Origin of the sequence: Escherichia sp. WS3227_2 (genome assembly GCF_046486495.1) — a bacterium.
In the GTDB taxonomy this organism is placed as follows: Bacteria; Pseudomonadota; Gammaproteobacteria; order Enterobacterales; family Enterobacteriaceae; genus Escherichia; species Escherichia coli.
This window is the reverse complement of sequence record NZ_JBJQLG010000010.1, coordinates 134,142-151,291: the sequence shown is the minus strand read 5'-3', so window position 1 is coordinate 151,291 and position 17,150 is coordinate 134,142. Positions and strand designations below refer to the sequence as shown.

Below are 17,150 nucleotides of genomic sequence, written 5' to 3'. Positions count from 1 at the left end.
CCATGCCATTAAAAAAGAAACAAAAGGGAAATGCATCTTTCCCTTTTGTATATTCGTTATTCTCGCGAAATACCATCCAACGTAGACAACACTTCCTCAGAAAGATGCAATTTTTCAGCAGCCATATTCTCCCGTAAATGCGCAACAGAAGACGTCCCTGGGATCAGCAAAATATTCGGTGAACGTTGTAACAGCCACGCCAGCGCCACCTGCATGGGTGTTGCACCCAGGCTCGCAGCAACATCCGACAGCGTAGAGGATTGCAGCGGTGTAAAGCCCCCGAGCGGGAAGAACGGCACGTAGGCAATGCCATCGTGGGCCAAAGCATCAATCATTGCATCATCAGCACGGTGCGCGATGTTGTATTCGTTTTGCACACAGACAATTTCGGCAATCTTGCGCGCCTCTGCAACCTGCGTCGGTGTGACGTTGCTCAGGCCAATATGTTTTACCAGGCCTTGTTGTTGCATCTCTGCCAGCACGGTCAGGCTGGCCTCAATCGATCCTTCCGCTGGGCCATGACCATCCCCCATCATAACGCGCAGGTTAACCACATCCAGTACGTCCAGGCCGAGATTACGTAGATTATCGTGCACCGCTTTTTGCAACTCTGCCGGAGAAAAGGCGGGCAACCAGGAAGCGTCCTCTCCACGCCGCGCACCAATTTTAGTGACAATTGTCAGGTCGTCAGAGTAAGGATAAAGCGCTTCGCGGATAATCTGATTGGTGACGTGCGGACCATAAAAGTCGCTGGTATCAATGTGATTGACGCCCAATGCCAGCGCCTCACGCAGCACGGTTATAGCGACGTGGCGATCTCTTGGGGGGCCAAAAACCCCAGGACCTGCCAGTTGCATCGCGCCATAACCAAGACGGTTAACGGATTTTGTACCGAGAGTAAATGTATTGCTGCTCATCGCACCCTGCCCTGTAATAAAACGGATTAAGAAAAATCAGTATAGAAACGAAAAGAGATAAATAATGCGAAGGCGTAAACAAGATTATTGGATGAGTTGCTCTATTGTCCTTGAAGACACCAAAACAAAACGCCTAAAGCATCGCATCCGGCAATAAAAAACCGCAACCTGTATCAGCGTTGCGGTTTAGGTATCACATGCTAAAAATTAGAACGTCCAGCATCAGGACGTTACTGTTTCGGTCGCAGATTCTCATCAAATACCAGGCGCTGCCTGCCAGGTTCAACTTCCCGCAATGGCTCGACTTGATGTAACGTCTGCTTACAGCGTGTCACCAGCACCTGGTACTCATGCGTACCCTGCTTTTTCCATGCCAACTCCTGCTCACTGAGTTCACGAATCGCTTTCGCCGGGCTGCCGACAATTAGGTAATTAGCTGGCATTTCTGCTTTGGCTTTCACAAATGCGGATGCGCCAACAATGCTGTTCTCGCCAATCACCGCACCGTCTATCACTACCGCGTTCATTCCCACTAATGCATTGCGGCGGATAATGCAGCCGTGAAGGATAGCGCTATGACCAATATGCCCATCTTCTTCCACGACAGTATCCTGCTCGGGAAAACCGTGCATAACGCAATTATCCTGAATGTTCGCGCCATCTTTCACCACGATACGACCAAAATCGCCACGCAGGCTGGCATTTGGCCCAACGTACACGCCCTTGCCGAGAATAACATCGCCGATCAATACCGCTGTCGGATGGACAAAACTCTCTTCTGGCACAACCGGAGTCAGACCGTCTATCTGATAAATTGGCATAACGCCTCCTGTTCAATATTCAAGCCGCCAAAACGTTGAAAATACAGGCTTCCCGGCGCAGGCAATTCACCGACCGAGGTTTCACCTTTTTCACTAACGAACGCTAAAGCAGCAGGCGCTACGCGCTGATAAATGTTGATACACAGCTGACGCGCCGTATGCCCTGCCCAGTGTGCCGGAAGCAACTCCTCCGGCAACAATGGGTCTTTAAGGACGACACGGCGATAAAAATGGATCAGTAAAAGCTGAATATGAAATGCCCGCTCCGGGGTTAACTCGTCTGCCGTCTCTTTTAACAGCGGCACCAGCGGGCGGAATGACTGAATAAAGGTTTCGTACATGGCATTTTGTTCAGTTAAATGCCAGCACTCTTCTACTCTGGCACGCAGTGCTGCGCGAGAAAGCGCCAGTGGTATTTGCGCTTCAAAACAAATCACGTTATCCGCCACACCCGCTTCATGCAAAAGTGTCTGTACATCGGCCAGTTTTTGCGACGGCGATGCCATCAGGCTGGGTGCCAGTGCGCCAAAACCTTGCCAGATCAACTGCTTTTTGACATCAGCCAGCGTTGATTTATCTAAACCTTCCGAGAGCAACAGGAGCCATTTACCATCCCATGCAGGTTGCTCTGCGCGATAAATTTTACTTTCTGCCCGTCGCGTCAGGCGCAAGCCTTTATCACTGAGGCTATAGAAACTGCGTCGCCCGATGCGGGAAACATCCAGCCAGCCTTCTTTATTAAGACGAAACAAAGCGGTGCGCACGAAACGCTCACCAAATCCCAGCCCTTCCAGCAAAGCAGCCAGACTACCCAGCCAGATTTCACCACCACGATGGGAAAGTGAATCACCATACAGAGAGGAGATCAAAGATGTGCCACTGACAGGAACAGCGTTTACAGCATGTTGGATAAAAGTATCAAGTTTACTCATTCGATTCAGTCTGTTGTTATTGTTGTGATTTATGAATCATAGCACAGGTCGTATCGACTTCTGGCCCTGGCGGTTTACCTCACCAGGGCCAGGCGACACGTCAGGCACCAACAATATTGCGCAGATCAAACACCCGACACGCCTTGCCTTCTGAACGCGGGATACTGCCACAGTTAACGATCATCACATCGGTAGAGATCCCCACCATCGACTTAATCCGATGGCGTAGCTGGTGGCACACCTGGCAACGCTGCTCATGCGTCAATGTCAGGCTACTTTCTTTCAACTCCACTTTCACAGAAAGTGAATCAAGATGCCCCCGGCGGTTCACCTCCAGTTGGTAATGGGGCGATAAATGTTCGAATTTGACAATCTCTTCTTCCAGTTGTGACGGAAAGACATTTACACCGCGAATAATCAACATGTCATCGCTGCGTCCGCTGATGCGATCCATGCGGCGCATAGTCCGCGCCGTTCCTGGTAACAGTCGGGTTAAATCACGCGTGCGGTAACGAATGACCGGCAATGCTTCTTTGGTCAGAGTGGTGAATAACAGTTCGCCATGTTCACCATCGGCAAGCGGTGTGCCGTCATGAGGATTAACAATTTCAGGATAGAAATGATCTTCCCAAATGGTTGGGCCGTCAGTAGTTTCCAGACACTCCATCGCCACCCCCGGCCCCATCACTTCTGACAGGCCATAAATATCCAGTGCGGTGATCCCCAGGCGACGCTCAATCTCTTTACGCATGGCCTGTGTCCACGGCTCAGCACCAAACACTCCAACTCGTAGCGAGCAACCGCTGGCATCACCGCCCAACTGACGCTCCAGCTCTTCAATCAGGTTAAGGCAATAAGATGGCGTAACCATGATCATATCTGGTTGAAAATCGCGGATCAGTTGCGCTTGTTTTTCTGTCTGCCCACCAGACATCGGGATCACCGTAGCGCCCAGACGTTCGGCACCATAGTGCGCACCCAGCCCACCAGTAAACAGGCCGTAACCATAGGCAACATGAATTTTATCTTTGGGCGTGCCACCTGCCGCACGCAAGGAACGCGCTACTATATTGGCCCAGTTATCAATATCGTTTTGCGTATAGCCGACAACTGTCGGTTTACCTGTGGTTCCCGAAGAAGCATGAATGCGCACCACTTGTTCCATCGGCACGGCAAAGGTGTCGAAGGGATAGTTGTCGCGCAGATCCTGTTTGGTGGTACAGGGAAATTTACGCAGGTCTGAAAGTTCCCTGAAATCATCAGGATGTACGCCTGCTGCGTCGAATTTGCGCCGATACATCGGCACATTTTCATACGCGTGTTTGAGCGTCCATTTCAGACGCTGTGTTTGCAACGCCTGTAACTCATCAACAGACGCGGTTTCAATCGGGTCAAGCTTTGTATTGGTTATCATTGTAGGGTACTCGCAGGTTGATATGCTCAAACACGCTCCAGAATCATGGCGATGCCCTGACCGACACCGATGCACATGGTGCATAATGCGTAACGACCGTTACGCCGATGCAGCTCATGGCTGGCAGCCAGTACCAGGCGGGCACCACTCATTCCCAACGGATGGCCTAAGGCGATAGCGCCTCCGTTGGGGTTAACATGTGGGGCATCATCATGCAGCCCCAATTCGCGTAGTACACCCAACGCCTGGGCCGCGAACGCTTCGTTCAGTTCAATCACGTCCATATCGTGAATACTCAACCCTGCGCGTTCCAGCACCCGACGAGTTGCAGGCACCGGACCAAGCCCCATCAGGCGCGGTTCCACCCCGGCGGTTGCCATGGCTACGATACGCGCTCGCGGTGTCAGTCCTTGCGCTGCTGCCATCTGTTCACTGGCAATAATCAACGCGGCGGCTCCATCATTCACCCCGGAGGCATTGCCTGCGGTGATCACTCCATTGGCACGAAATGGTGCTTTTAGTCCACGTAACTGTTCCAGCGTCGTTTCCGGGCGCAGATGCTCGTCATGTTGTATTTCTGTTACAACACCTTTTTTGTTTTTCAACACAACCGGAACAATCTCTTCAGCTAAAATGCCTGAAGATTGCGCTTTTGCTGTACGTTGCTGACTGCGTAGCGCAAAACTATCTTGATCTTCTCGCGAGATTTTTAACAGTTCAGCTACATTCTCTGCCGTTTCCGGCATGCTGTCAGTTCCAAATTGTTGAGCCATGAGCGGGTTCACAAATCGCCAGCCAATAGTGGTATCGAACATCTCTGCCTGACGAGAAAATGCACTGGCTGCCTTGCCCATAACAAACGGTGCCCGTGACATTGACTCCACGCCACCGGCGATTAGCAAATCGCCATCGCCCGCTTTAATCGCCCGTGCGGCAAACCCCAGTGCGTCCAGCCCGGAACCACACAAGCGGTTAATCGTTGTGCCGGAAACACTCTGCGGCAGCCCCGCCAGTAAAGTCGCCATCCGGGCTACGTTACGGTTATCTTCTCCCGCCTGATTAGCACAGCCGAGGATCACATCATCGATACATTCCGCATCGAGACGCGGGTTTCGCACCAGCAGCTCCCGCAAAGGGATAGCAGCCAGATCGTCAGCCCGAACACCTGATAATGCCCCGCCGTAGCGACCAATTGGCGTACGAATTCCGTCACAGATAAAGGCTTCACGCATCAGGCTTCTCCTGTAATGGTGCCGCCGATGCGGTGAGATTTACCGCGAAACAGCGCAACCGTTTTTTGTTGTTGGTTAACAATTTCGATGTCGTAAACACCGGTTTGCTTGCCCTGATGACGTACCTGCGCAGTAGCAGTTAAGGTGTCTCCGGCAAAGCCTGGACGCAAAAAATCAATCGTGCAGGCAGAAGCGACGGCTGCCAGCCCCTGGCTATTGCAGGCGTAGGCAAAGGCAGTATCAGCCAGTGAAAATAGCTGCCCGCCGTGGCAACTTTGATGACCATTAAGCATTTGTGCAGTGACGGTCATGGTCACTACAGCAAAGCCTTCATCCATTGAGATAATGTCGATGCCAAGCGCTTTGGCGCAGGCATCGTTCTCATACATTGCATGGGCATTTTGCCAGGCCTTATGACTCATAACCGCTCTCCAGAAGCGCTCGTTGGCGCAGCAATGAACATGGGCGATAGCGTTCTTCGCCATAGTGATGTTGTAGATTTTCCAGGAGCCTTAATATTCGCTGCCAGCCAAGTTGCGCTCCCCAGGCAAGCGGGCCATATGGATAATTCACCCCAAGACGCATGGCGGTATCGATATCCTGTTCAAAGGCCACACCTTTTTGCAGCGCATCGAGGGCTTCATTGATGATCATTGCTACCGTTCGCCAAATCAGCATTCCTGGGTAATCTGCAATTTGCAGCACTGTTTTGCCCTGCTGTTGCAGGTAATAAATGGCCTTGCGGGTCGCTGAGTCCGGGTTCACCGCTGCCGCAGCAATGGTCACCACCTTGCCCGCCATTTTGTCGACCACTACCACCGGGCGTGCCAGTCGTATTGCCAGCGCCTGTGCCGTCTCGCCTTGTGTCTCAATCAATAAAACATCGTCAATTTCCGTGACACTGTCACTTTTCTTTTCTACTTTCATGGGGCTAAAACTGTCGCTAACCGTTTCCAGGCCAACAACTGCCTCACGTTCCGCGCGCCAGTCGTACACGCCAAGCCCACTTTTTTTGCCCAACCGTCCACCAATCACCAGTTCTTGTTGCACCAGCGAAGGTAAAAAACGACGCTCCTGCCAGAAAGCGTTAAACACCGAACAGGTGACAGCAAAATTGACGTCCTGACCAATCAGATCGGTTAATTCCAGCGGCCCCATCGGGAAACCAGCACCATCGCGAAGCGCAGCGTCAATCACTTCTGGTGAAGCAACCTGCTCTTCCAGTGCCCGCCAGGCCTCGGAATAATAAGGACGCGCAACACGGTTAACGATAAATCCAGGTGTCGAATGACAGCGCACAGGCTGCTTACCCCAACTCAACGTCAGTTCACACAACTGCTCAACAACTTCCGCCGCCGTTGCCAGCCCACTGACCACCTCCACCAACTTCATGACAGGTGCCGGGTTAAAAAAATGCAGCCCCGCAACACGTTCAGGATTTTTTACCTCCGCAGCAATCGCGGTAATAGAGATTGACGATGTGTTAGTGGTCAATAGCGTTTGTGGCGGGCAAACTTCTGCCAGTTGTGCAAAGAGCGCTTTTTTAACTTCCAGACGTTCAGACGCCGCTTCAATGACCAGCTCCGCTGCTGCCAGCGCGTGAATATCGGTCACCGGGATCAGGCGTTTCAATGTGCGTTCACAGGTTTCAGCAGTCAGTTTTCCCCGCGTCACGCGTGAATTTAGCCGCGCGTGTATCCCGTCGATTGCGCGGGTCAGCGCTTCAGCAGAAATGTCATACAGTAAAACCTGATGTCCATGACTGGCGGCAACTTCAGCAATGCCAGCCCCCATGGTGCCGCTCCCAATCACTGCCACAGTTTGCACATTTATCATCATGCTATTTCCCCGTGAACTGCGGTGAGCGTTTAGCCAGGAACGCACTGACACCTTCACGATAATCTGCGCTCCGTCCGGCAAGTCGCTGATAGTCACGTTCCAGATCCAGTTGCGTATCGAGCGTATTGGTTTCAGCGCTATTTATCGCTTGCTTGATAAGTCCAAGACCAAATGTCGGTTGTGTCGCCAGATGCCGTGCCAGCTGTTGCGCGGTATCTGCCAGCGTTTCATCATCAACAACCTGCCAGATCATCCCCCATTCGTGCGCCTGTTCAGCACTCAGTTGATTCCCCAGCAGTGCCAGCCCTAGGGCGCGCGCTCGTCCGGCAACGCGTGGCAGTAACCAGGTACCACCGCAGTCGGGTACTAAACCTAATTTACTAAACGCCATGACGAATTTTGCTGAACGGGCAGCAATAACGATGTCGCATCCCAGTGCCAGTGTTGCGCCAGCTCCTGCCGCCACGCCATTGACTGCACAGATCACCGGTTTTGGCAGTTTTGCAAGGCGACGTACCAGTGGGTTATAGAAACGCTCCACTGACATACCTAAATCCGGTGCGGGGCCTGTGGGATCAACATTACGATCGTTAAGATCCTGACCAGCACAAAATCCGCGCCCGGCACCTGTAATTAACAGGCAACGGATAGTGTCGTCGCGCTCGGCCTGTTTCAGGCTCTCTGCGAGTTGTGCGTGCATCTCATCATTAAAACTGTTCAGGCGTTCCGGGCGGTTGAGCGTTAGTGTCATCACGCCCTTTTCTACATGACTGAGGATGAATTCCATCATTAGCGTCCTTTAAAGTCGGGCGTGCGTTTTTGTAAGAAAGCGGAGATGCCTTCATGACGATCTTCTGTTGCCGCCAGCAAGGTGAATAACTGTCGCTCCTGGGCAAGTCCGGCTTGCAAAGCCACTTCCTGCGACTGGCGCAGCGCTTGCTTTGCCGCTTGTAAGGCCAGCGGCGAGTGACGTGCCATTTTCGACGCCAGCTGTAAGGCGTATTCGAGGGTTAAATCGCTGGGGAAGACGTCGCTAACCAGCCCGGCCTGCAGTGCTTGCTGGGCGGTGATGCTTTCTCCGCTCAGCACCATTTTGCTGGCTAACGATTTACCGACACTACGGATTAAACGTTGCGTTCCGCCTGCGCCCGGCATGATGCCGAGAGTGATTTCCGGCAACCCAAAACGCGCGCTCTCTCCGGCAACCACCACATCGCACAACAATGCCAGTTCGCAACCCGCACCAAGCGCGTAACCATTGACGGCTGCGATGAGTGGTTTGTTAAAGGCCTGCAATCGCGCCCATAGCTGGGGACGTGTATCGTTTAAGGTGGCCGCAAGATCTTTTTCCGCCATTTCGTTGAGATCGGCCCCGGCGGCAAAAAAGCGTGCATTACCGGTAATCACACAGACCGAAATACTGCTATCGGTAGCCGCAGCTTCCAGTTCATTTACCAGTTGCGTCAGCAGAGCATTATTCAGTGCATTACGTGCGGCGGGACGGTTAAGGGTCAGTAACAATACTTGTTGCTGACGGCTGACGATCAGTTCGCTCATGCCATCCCCTTCGCGTCAAAGTCAACCACCACATCGCTGGTCAGCGGCAGTGCCTGGCAACTCAACACATAGCCTGCGGCCAGTTCATCCGGTTCCAGACTGTAATTGGTTTCCATCGCCACTTTGCCACGCAGCACTTTGCATTTGCAGGTCGCACAGACGCCGCCTTTGCAGGCATAGGGCAGATCAGCCCCCTGGCGCAATGCCGCATCGAGAATGCTTTCATCGTCGGCATTAAGCACGATTTCCCGATCCCGCCCATCCTGACGTACAGTCACTTTTTGTCCGTCACTTTGCACGTTAACGCTACGTTTGACGCGCGTGCCAGGCGTATTAAACCGCTCCAGATGAATCGCTTTTTCTGGCATTCCCAGTGCTTTTAAGGCGGTTTCCGCGTCATCCATCATCGCCGCCGGACCACAAATAAACGCCTCATCATAAAGACGAAAATTAATGAGCGAGGCCCCAAGTGACTGTAATTTTTCACCGTCAATACGTCCGTGAAGCAGATCGCTGTCGAGAGTTTCCTGACTGAAAATGCACAACAACTGTAAACGCTGAGGATATTTGTCTTTCAGGTCTGCCAGTGCCTGGCGAAACATCATGCTCTGGCTGGTACGGTTACCGTAGATCAGGGTGAACTGACTTTCAGACTCGGTTTGTAAAGTGGTGGCGATAATCGCCAGCATTGGCGTAATACCTGATCCTGCTGCAATTGCCAGATAGCGGCCCTGGCGTTCGGCCTGTGGCTGATAGCCGAAATGCCCCTGCGGCACCATGACTTCCAGCGTCATCCCCTGGCGGATGTGTTCGCGGGCATAGCGGGAGAAACATCCGCCTTCAATGGCTTTCACCGCCACACTAATTTCGCCAGGCAGGTAGCTACGGCAAATGGAGTAACAACGGCGTAATTCTTCACCATTAAGGCTGGCTTTTAAGGTCAAATGTTGACCGGGACGAAAGCGATACGCCTCCTGCAAAGGCTGGGGTACCGCAAAGGTAATGGTCACCGCATCACGGGTTTCTGGCTCCACTTTTGCCACCGTTAAGGAATGAAACGTTGTCATGGCATCCTCAAATACATTTGAAATAATCGAAAGGTTCGCGACAGCTATCGCAGCGATACAATGCTTTGCAGGCCGTGGAACCAAATTCACTGATAAGTGTGGTATGGACGCTGGCGCAACGCGGGCAACGTACTTCTGGCGGCAAATGGGCATGGCAACTGTGTCCGGCGGGCGGGCTAATGCCATACTGTCGCAGACGCTCACGGGCATCGGGGGTCATCCAGTCGGTGGTCCACGCCGGGTCGAGTTGCAGCACAACCTGAACGGGGGTAAACCCGTTGGTTGTCATTGCCTCACGTATCGCGCCAATCAAATGTTCCGTTGCCGGACAACCGGAATATGTCGGCGTAAAGCCGATCACCCATCCTTCTCCCATCTGTGTCACATTACGCACCATGCCTAAATCGGTAATGGTCAGCACCGGGATCTCCGGGTCCGGGATCTGGCTGAGTAGCGCCCATATCTCATGCACCTGCGGCGGTGCAATGGTGGCCAGACGTTGCATACCCATCTCCTCTGTTACCACTGCTGACCGGGCAAGACACGCTGGAGATACTGCATTTCTGCCAGCATGGGTCCAAGGTGTTCGGTATGCAGTCCTTTTTTACCGCCAGTGCGATACGCCTGCTCTTGCGGTACGTTCAATGTGGCTTCGTTGATCCCGGCAAAAACTTCGGCTTCCCACGCTGCACGTAAAGTGCGTGGATCAACCGCAATACCCTCTTCACTCAGTGCAATATCAATCTCGTCGGCATCGAACAGTTCGGCGGTAAAACGCCACAACTTGTCGATGGCCTGCTGCATTTTTTGCCCTGATACGTCAGTACCATTGCCCAGTCGCTCCAGCCAACCACGACTAAAACGCAGGTGATAACGCGCTTCTTTGATTGCTTTGGCAGAAATCGCCGCCAGTTGCGGATCACGGCTTTCCATCAGACGGGTAAAGAGCGCCACATGCCATGCATCGATGAAATACTGGCGTGCAATGGTGTCGGCAAAATTGCCGTTTGGTTGTTCAACCAACAATAAGTTGCTGAACTGGCGCTCGTCTCGGGTGAAGGCCAGGGTATCTTCATCGCCTTCTCCCGCTAATTCAGCGGCATACGATAAGAAGTTGCGTGCCTGACCTAATAAATCGAGGCCAATGTTTGCCAGTGCGAGATCGATTTCCAGTTCCGGTGCGTGACCGCACCATTCACCCAACCGCTGGGAGAGCACCAGGCAGTTATCGCCCAGGCGCAAGGTGTAAGCCGTTAACTGATTCATTTCCGACCTCACATGTGCTCAATGCCATCAGGGATGGTGTAAAACGTTGGATGGCGATAGACCTTGCTTTCAGCCGGATCAAAAAATTCACCGCGTTCTTCCGGTTGCGAGGCAACAATTTCACTCGCCTTCACCACCCAAATTGAACATCCTTCGCTACGACGGGTATAAGCATCACGGGCATTTTCCAGTGCCATCCGCTCATCGGCAGCATGTAAACTGCCAACATGGCGGTGTGATAAGCCCTGTTTGCCACGCACGAAAACTTCGTATAACGGCCAGTAAACATTACCCATTTTGAAACTCCTTATGCGACCTTACAGGCATGTTGTTTTTGTGCATGGGCCAGCGCAGCTTCCCGTACCCAGGTACCTTCTTCCCAGGCTTTACGTTTGGCGTCGAGCCGCTCCTGATTACAAATTCCGCGACCGTTTATCACTTCGTTAAACTCCTGCCAGTCGATCTCACCAAAGCGGTAGTGACCGCTTTCAGTATCAAAATGCAGATCCGGGTCAGGAACGGTCATACCGAGCATTTCAACCTGTGGAACGGTGTTATCCACGAAACGCTGGCGGAGTTCGTCGTTGGTGAAACGTTTGATTTTCCAGGCGAGACTTCTGGCGCTGTTTGGCGAGTTATCATCGTTTGGCCCGAACATCATTAAGGCTGGCCACCAGAAACGGTTAATGGCGTCTTGCAACATCTGCTTTTGAGCTTCGCTGCCCTGCGCCAGTGCCATGCAGGCTTCAAACCCCTGACGCTGGTGAAAACTCTCTTCTTTGCAGATTTTCACCATTGCTCTGGCATACGGGCCATAAGAAGTGCGGCATAACGCCACCTGATTGACGATCGCTGCGCCATCCACCAGCCAGCCGATAACACCGATATCAGCCCAACTCAATGTCGGATAATTAAAGATGGAGGAATATTTCATCCGTCCGTCGAGCATTTTTTGGTAGATGTCTTCTCTGGCGCAGCCCAGTGTTTCGGCGGCGCTATAGAGATACAGACCATGACCTGCTTCATCCTGCACTTTGGCCAACAGAATGGCTTTACGCCGCAAGGTTGGTGCGCGAGTGATCCAGTTACCTTCAGGCAACATACCAACAATCTCGGAGTGCGCATGCTGCCCAATCTGGCGGATCAATGTCTTTCGGTAAGCATCGGGCATCCAGTCCTGCGGCTCGATAGCCATTTCCTGGGCTATCCGTTGCTCAAAGCGTTCTTCTTGGATCACGTCATCACCTTTACGATTCCAATTTTCGTGAATTAATTAAAAACACGAATCACGTTGTTTTATGAAAGTTACACAATGGTTAACTAAAATCACAAATTTTGTATGTTTGAACTGTGACGGATTTCGCACCCTATTTTTATAACTCATTATTTATCAATGCATTAATGTTTTTAGTGGTTGATATACAGATCGCACAGTTAACATTTCGTTAAAATACGTCTTGCTTTTTATGATTCGTGATTTAACTATTAGAAACAGAAATGTGAAACATCTGGAGAGTAGCGATGCAGCAGTTAGCCAGTTTCTTATCCGGTACCTGGCAGTCTGGCCGGGGCCGTAGCCGTTTGATTCACCACGCTATTAGCGGCGAGGCGTTATGGGAAGTGACCAGTGAAGGTCTTGATATGGCGGCTGCCCGCCAGTTTGCCATTGAAAAAGGTGCCCCCGCCCTCCGCGCGATGACCTTTATCGAACGTGCGGCGATGCTTAAAGCGGTCGCTAAACATCTGCTGAGTGAAAAAGAGCGTTTCTATGCTCTTTCTGCACAAACAGGCGCAACGCGGGCAGACAGTTGGGTTGATATTGAAGGTGGCATTGGGACGTTATTTACATACGCCAGCCTCGGTAGCCGGGAGCTGCCTGACGATACGCTGTGGCCGGAAGATGAATTGATCACCTTATCGAAAGAAGGTGGATTTGCCGCGCGCCATGTACTGACCTCAAAGTCAGGCGTGGCAGTGCATATTAACGCCTTTAACTTCCCCTGCTGGGGAATGCTGGAAAAGCTGGCACCAACGTGGCTGGGCGGAATGCCAGCCATCATCAAACCAGCTACCGCGACGGCCCAACTGACTCAGGCGATGGTGAAATCAATTGTCGATAGTGGTCTTGTTCCCGAAGGCGCAATTAGTCTGATCTGCGGTAGTGCGGGCGACCTTTTGGATCATCTGGACAGCCAGGATGTGGTGACTTTCACGGGGTCCGCGACGACCGGACAGATGCTGCGAGTTCAGCCAAATATCGTTGCCAAATCTATCCCCTTCACCATGGAAGCTGATTCCCTGAACTGCTGCGTACTGGGCGAAGATGTCACCCCGGATCAACCGGAGTTTGCGCTGTTTATTCGTGAAGTTGTGCGTGAGATGACCACAAAAGCTGGGCAAAAATGTACGGCAATCCGGCGGATTATTGTGCCGCAGGCATTGGTTAATGCTGTCAGTGATGCTCTGGTTGCGCGATTACAGAAAGTCGTGGTCGGTGATCCTGCGCAGGAAGGCGTGAAAATGGGCGCACTGGTAAATGCTGAGCAGCGTGCCGATGTGCAGGAAAAAGTGAACACATTGCTGGCTGCAGGATGCGAGATTCGCCTCGGTGGTCAGGCGGATTTATCTGCTGCGGGTGCCTTCTTCCCGCCAACCTTATTGTACTGTCCGCAGCCGGATGAAACACCGGCGGTACATGCAACAGAAGCCTTTGGCCCTGTCGCAACACTGATGCCAGCACAAAACCAGCAACATGCTCTGCAACTGGCTTGTGCAGGCGGCGGTAGCCTTGCGGGAACGCTGGTGACGGCTGATCCGCAAATTGCGCGTCAGTTTATTGCCGACGCGGCACGTACGCATGGGCGAATTCAGATCCTCAATGAAGAATCGGCAAAAGAATCCACCGGGCATGGCTCCCCATTGCCACAACTGGTACATGGTGGGCCTGGTCGCGCAGGAGGCGGTGAAGAATTAGGTGGTTTACGAGCGGTGAAACATTACATGCAGCGAACCGCTGTTCAGGGTAGTCCGACGATGCTTGCCGCTATCAGTAAACAGTGGGTGCGTGGTGCGAAAGTCGAAGAAGATCGTATTCATCCGTTTCGCAAATATTTTGAGGAGCTGCAACCAGGCGACAGCCTGCTGACTCCCCGCCGCACAATGACAGAGGCCGATATTGTTAACTTTGCTTGCCTCAGCGGTGATCATTTCTATGCACATATGGATAAAATTGCCGCTGCCGAATCTATTTTTGGTGAGCGCGTGGTACATGGATATTTTGTGCTTTCTGCGGCTGCGGGTCTGTTTGTCGATGCCGGAGTTGGTCCGGTCATTGCTAACTACGGGCTGGAAAACTTGCGTTTTATCGAGCCCGTAAAGCCAGGCGATACCATCCAGGTACGTCTCACCTGTAAGCGCAAGACGCTGAAAAAACAGCGTAGCACAGAAGAAAAACCAACAGGTGTGGTGGAATGGGCGGTAGAGGTATTCAATCAGCATCAAACCCCGGTGGCGCTGTATTCAATTCTGACGCTGGTGGCCCGGCAGCACGGTGATTTTGTCGATTAATCGGTCAATGAAGGGCAACGGCGAATAGTTGCCCTTTTATTTCACTAAATTTTGTGACGTTGTCACATTATGCATGATGTGTACATCTATTTTCAGGCCACCCACTGTATGAAAAGCTGGCACACCTGCCAAACAACCTGGCAGGTGCAGGCAATCCCCTTTACATCAGTGCTGATAATGTGAACCTGACTAAACCGCCCGCAGAGCGCGGTTGCTAACAAGAACACAACATCTGACGAGGTTAATAATGGGAAGCCCCTCTCTGTATTCTGCCCGTAAAACAGCCGTGGCGTTGGCAGTCGCCTTAAGTTTCGCCTGGCAAGCGCCGGTATTTGCCCACGGTGGCGAAGCGCATATGGTGCCAATGGATGAAACGCTTAAAGAATTTGGTGCCGATGTGCAGTGGGACGACTACGCCCAGATCTTTACCCTGATTAAAGATGGCGCGTACGTGAAAGTGAAACCTGGCGCACAAACAGCAATTGTTAATGGTCAGCCTCTGGCACTGCAAGTTCCGGTAGTGATGAAAGATAATAAAGCCTGGGTTTCTGACACCTTTATTAACGATGTTTTCCAGTCCGGGCTGGATCAAACCTTTCAGGTAGAGAAGCGCCCTCACCCACTTAATGCGCTAACTGCGAACGAAATTAAACAGGCCGTTGAAATTGTTAAAGCTTCCGCGGACTTTAAACCCAATACCCGTTTTACTGAGATCTCCCTGCTACCGCCAGATAAAGAAGCTGTCTGGGCGTTTGCGCTGGAAAACAAACCGGTTGACCAGCCGCGCAAAGCCGACGTCATTATGCTCGACGGCAAACATATCATCGAAGCGGTGGTGGATCTGCAAAACAACAAACTGCTCTCCTGGCAACCCATTAAAGACGCCCACGGTATGGTGTTGCTGGATGATTTCGCCAGTGTGCAGAACATTATTAACAACAGTGAAGAATTTGCCGCTGCCGTGAAGAAGCGCGGTATTACTGATGCGAAAAAAGTGATTACCACGCCGCTGACCGTAGGTTATTTCGATGGTAAAGATGGCCTGAAACAAGATGCCCGGTTGCTCAAAGTCATCAGCTATCTTGATGTCGGTGATGGCAACTACTGGGCACATCCCATCGAAAACCTGGTGGCGGTCGTTGATTTAGAACAGAAAAAAATCGTTAAGATTGAAGAAGGTCCGGTAGTTCCGGTGCCAATGACCGCACGCCCATTTGATGGCCGTGACCGCGTTGCTCCGGCAGTTAAGCCTATGCAAATCATTGAGCCTGAAGGTAAAAATTACACCATTACTGGCGATATGATTCACTGGCGTAACTGGGATTTTCACCTCAGCATGAACTCTCGCGTCGGGCCGATGATCTCCACCGTGACTTATAACGACAATGGCACCAAACGCAAAGTCATGTACGAAGGTTCTCTCGGCGGCATGATTGTGCCTTACGGTGATCCTGATATTGGCTGGTACTTTAAAGCGTATCTGGACTCTGGTGACTATGGTATGGGCACGCTAACCTCACCAATTGCTCGTGGTAAAGATGCCCCGTCTAACGCAGTGCTCCTTAATGAAACCATTGCCGACTACACTGGCGTGCCGATGGAGATCCCTCGCGCTATCGCGGTATTTGAACGTTATGCCGGGCCTGAGTATAAGCATCAGGAAATGGGCCAGCCCAACGTCAGTACCGAACGCCGGGAGTTGGTGGTGCGCTGGATCAGTACAGTGGGTAACTATGACTACATTTTTGACTGGATCTTCCATGAAAACGGCACTATTGGCATTGATGCCGGTGCTACGGGCATCGAAGCGGTGAAAGGTGTTAAAGCGAAAACCATGCACGATGAGACGGCGAAAGATGACACGCGCTACGGCACGCTTATCGATCACAATATCGTGGGTACTACACACCAACATATTTATAATTTCCGCCTCGATCTGGATGTAGATGGCGAGAATAACAGCCTGGTGGCGATGGACCCGGTGGTAAAACCGAATACTGCCGGTGGCCCACGCACCAGTACCATGCAAGTTAATCAGTACAACATCAGCAATGAACAGGATGCCGCGCAGAAGTTTGATCCGGGCACGATTCGTCTGTTGAGTAACCTGAACAAAGAGAACCGCATGGGCAATCCGGTTTCCTATCAAATTATTCCTTATGCAGGTGGTACTCACCCGGTAGCAAAAGGTGCCCAGTTCGCGCCGGACGAGTGGATCTATCATCGTTTAAGCTTTATGGACAAGCAGCTCTGGGTAACGCGTTATCATCCTGGCGAGCGTTTCCCGGAAGGCAAATATCCGAACCGTTCTACTCATGACACCGGTCTTGGACAATACAGTAAAGATAACGAGTCGCTGGACAACACCGACGCCGTTGTCTGGATGACCACCGGCACCACACATGTGGCCCGTGCCGAAGAGTGGCCGATTATGCCGACCGAATGGGTACATACTCTGCTTAAACCATGGAACTTCTTTGACGAAACGCCAACGCTAGGGGCGATAAAGAAAGATAAGTGATTGTTTCAGACTAAAAA

The 17,150-nt window shown here is 52.0% G+C and carries 16 protein-coding genes; 2 read left to right on the top strand and 14 right to left on the bottom strand.

Features of this window, described 5'->3' with window-relative positions; translation table 11 throughout:
- Window positions 1-56: 56 nt before the first annotated feature.
- From pdxI to paaA, 14 genes are all read right to left on the bottom strand, one after another.
- Window positions 57-917 (bottom strand): pyridoxine 4-dehydrogenase, encoded by an 861-nt coding sequence (gene pdxI, locus ACJHXB_RS15885; protein ID WP_000097801.1) that lies wholly within the window; start codon window positions 915-917, stop codon window positions 57-59.
- A gap of 230 nt (window positions 918-1,147) precedes the next feature.
- Window positions 1,148-1,738 (bottom strand): phenylacetic acid degradation protein PaaY, encoded by a 591-nt coding sequence (gene paaY, locus ACJHXB_RS15880; protein ID WP_001123442.1) that lies wholly within the window; start codon window positions 1,736-1,738, stop codon window positions 1,148-1,150.
- Entirely contained in the window at window positions 1,720-2,670 is a 951-nt protein-coding gene (gene paaX, locus ACJHXB_RS15875; protein ID WP_000039891.1) for a phenylacetic acid degradation operon negative regulatory protein PaaX, read from the bottom strand. Before paaX ends, paaY begins: the two co-directional genes overlap by 19 nt.
- Before the next feature lie 100 nt (window positions 2,671-2,770).
- Window positions 2,771-4,084, bottom strand: coding sequence for a phenylacetate--CoA ligase PaaK (gene paaK / locus ACJHXB_RS15870; protein WP_000632286.1), 1,314 nt, complete (start codon window positions 4,082-4,084; stop codon window positions 2,771-2,773).
- A 26-nt stretch (window positions 4,085-4,110) separates the two neighbouring features.
- Complete coding sequence (gene paaJ, locus ACJHXB_RS15865; RefSeq protein ID WP_001206183.1) at window positions 4,111-5,316, bottom strand: bifunctional 3-oxoadipyl-CoA/3-oxo-5,6-dehydrosuberyl-CoA thiolase; 1,206 nt, start codon at window positions 5,314-5,316, stop codon at window positions 4,111-4,113.
- A complete protein-coding gene (gene paaI / locus ACJHXB_RS15860) occupies window positions 5,316-5,738 on the bottom strand; it encodes a hydroxyphenylacetyl-CoA thioesterase PaaI (RefSeq protein WP_000018413.1) in 423 nt (140 codons plus the stop codon). Before paaI ends, paaJ begins: the two co-directional genes overlap by 1 nt.
- The gene (paaH, locus tag ACJHXB_RS15855) at window positions 5,728-7,155 is read right to left on the bottom strand and encodes a 3-hydroxyacyl-CoA dehydrogenase PaaH (protein WP_000973367.1); all 1,428 of its coding nucleotides are present in this window, start codon (window positions 7,153-7,155) and stop codon (window positions 5,728-5,730) included. Before paaH ends, paaI begins: the two co-directional genes overlap by 11 nt.
- A gap of 1 nt (window position 7,156) precedes the next feature.
- The gene (paaG, locus tag ACJHXB_RS15850; RefSeq protein ID WP_000969786.1) at window positions 7,157-7,945 is read right to left on the bottom strand and encodes a 2-(1,2-epoxy-1,2-dihydrophenyl)acetyl-CoA isomerase PaaG; all 789 of its coding nucleotides are present in this window, start codon (window positions 7,943-7,945) and stop codon (window positions 7,157-7,159) included.
- Window positions 7,945-8,712 (bottom strand): 2,3-dehydroadipyl-CoA hydratase PaaF, encoded by a 768-nt coding sequence (gene paaF / locus ACJHXB_RS15845; RefSeq protein ID WP_001292344.1) that lies wholly within the window; start codon window positions 8,710-8,712, stop codon window positions 7,945-7,947. The genes paaG and paaF overlap by 1 nt, the downstream gene beginning before the upstream one ends.
- Window positions 8,709-9,779, bottom strand: coding sequence for a 1,2-phenylacetyl-CoA epoxidase subunit PaaE (gene paaE / locus ACJHXB_RS15840; RefSeq protein WP_000206378.1), 1,071 nt, complete (start codon window positions 9,777-9,779; stop codon window positions 8,709-8,711). The genes paaF and paaE overlap by 4 nt, the downstream gene beginning before the upstream one ends.
- A 7-nt stretch (window positions 9,780-9,786) precedes the next feature.
- Complete coding sequence (paaD, locus tag ACJHXB_RS15835; RefSeq protein ID WP_001189203.1) at window positions 9,787-10,284, bottom strand: 1,2-phenylacetyl-CoA epoxidase subunit PaaD; 498 nt, start codon at window positions 10,282-10,284, stop codon at window positions 9,787-9,789.
- A 14-nt stretch (window positions 10,285-10,298) separates the two neighbouring features.
- Window positions 10,299-11,045, bottom strand: a complete 747-nt coding sequence (paaC, locus tag ACJHXB_RS15830; protein ID WP_001072831.1) for a 1,2-phenylacetyl-CoA epoxidase subunit PaaC — start codon at window positions 11,043-11,045, stop codon at window positions 10,299-10,301.
- A gap of 8 nt (window positions 11,046-11,053) precedes the next feature.
- On the bottom strand, window positions 11,054-11,341 hold the full coding sequence (gene paaB / locus ACJHXB_RS15825) for a 1,2-phenylacetyl-CoA epoxidase subunit PaaB (RefSeq protein WP_000528828.1): 288 nt from the start codon (window positions 11,339-11,341) through the stop codon (window positions 11,054-11,056).
- 11 nt (window positions 11,342-11,352) lie between these two features.
- Entirely contained in the window at window positions 11,353-12,282 is a 930-nt protein-coding gene (paaA, locus tag ACJHXB_RS15820) for a 1,2-phenylacetyl-CoA epoxidase subunit PaaA (RefSeq protein ID WP_000613886.1), read from the bottom strand.
- A 284-nt stretch (window positions 12,283-12,566) separates the two neighbouring features.
- Between paaA and paaZ the strand changes: the two genes are divergently transcribed.
- Together paaZ and tynA are read left to right on the top strand one after the other, a co-directional pair.
- Window positions 12,567-14,612: a phenylacetic acid degradation bifunctional protein PaaZ gene (paaZ, locus tag ACJHXB_RS15815; RefSeq protein ID WP_001186499.1), complete on the top strand. Its 2,046-nt coding sequence runs from the start codon at window positions 12,567-12,569 to the stop codon at window positions 14,610-14,612.
- Window positions 14,613-14,859: 247 nt separating this feature from the next.
- Window positions 14,860-17,133, top strand: coding sequence for a primary-amine oxidase (tynA, locus tag ACJHXB_RS15810; protein ID WP_000535445.1), 2,274 nt, complete (start codon window positions 14,860-14,862; stop codon window positions 17,131-17,133).
- Window positions 17,134-17,150: the final 17 nt, after the last annotated feature.

Coding starts and splice junctions, on each gene's coding strand:
- pdxI (WP_000097801.1), bottom strand. CDS start 917: ATGAGCAGCAATACATTTACTCTCGGTACAAAATCCGTTAACCGTCTT.
- paaY (WP_001123442.1), bottom strand. CDS start 1,738: ATGCCAATTTATCAGATAGACGGTCTGACTCCGGTTGTGCCAGAAGAG.
- paaX (WP_000039891.1), bottom strand. CDS start 2,670: ATGAGTAAACTTGATACTTTTATCCAACATGCTGTAAACGCTGTTCCT.
- paaK (WP_000632286.1), bottom strand. CDS start 4,084: ATGATAACCAATACAAAGCTTGACCCGATTGAAACCGCGTCTGTTGAT.
- paaJ (WP_001206183.1), bottom strand. CDS start 5,316: ATGCGTGAAGCCTTTATCTGTGACGGAATTCGTACGCCAATTGGTCGC.
- paaI (WP_000018413.1), bottom strand. CDS start 5,738: ATGAGTCATAAGGCCTGGCAAAATGCCCATGCAATGTATGAGAACGAT.
- paaH (WP_000973367.1), bottom strand. CDS start 7,155: ATGATGATAAATGTGCAAACTGTGGCAGTGATTGGGAGCGGCACCATG.
- paaG (WP_000969786.1), bottom strand. CDS start 7,945: ATGATGGAATTCATCCTCAGTCATGTAGAAAAGGGCGTGATGACACTA.
- paaF (WP_001292344.1), bottom strand. CDS start 8,712: ATGAGCGAACTGATCGTCAGCCGTCAGCAACAAGTATTGTTACTGACC.
- paaE (WP_000206378.1), bottom strand. CDS start 9,779: ATGACAACGTTTCATTCCTTAACGGTGGCAAAAGTGGAGCCAGAAACC.
- paaD (WP_001189203.1), bottom strand. CDS start 10,284: ATGCAACGTCTGGCCACCATTGCACCGCCGCAGGTGCATGAGATATGG.
- paaC (WP_001072831.1), bottom strand. CDS start 11,045: ATGAATCAGTTAACGGCTTACACCTTGCGCCTGGGCGATAACTGCCTG.
- paaB (WP_000528828.1), bottom strand. CDS start 11,341: ATGGGTAATGTTTACTGGCCGTTATACGAAGTTTTCGTGCGTGGCAAA.
- paaZ (WP_001186499.1), top strand. CDS start 12,567: ATGCAGCAGTTAGCCAGTTTCTTATCCGGTACCTGGCAGTCTGGCCGG.
- tynA (WP_000535445.1), top strand. CDS start 14,860: ATGGGAAGCCCCTCTCTGTATTCTGCCCGTAAAACAGCCGTGGCGTTG.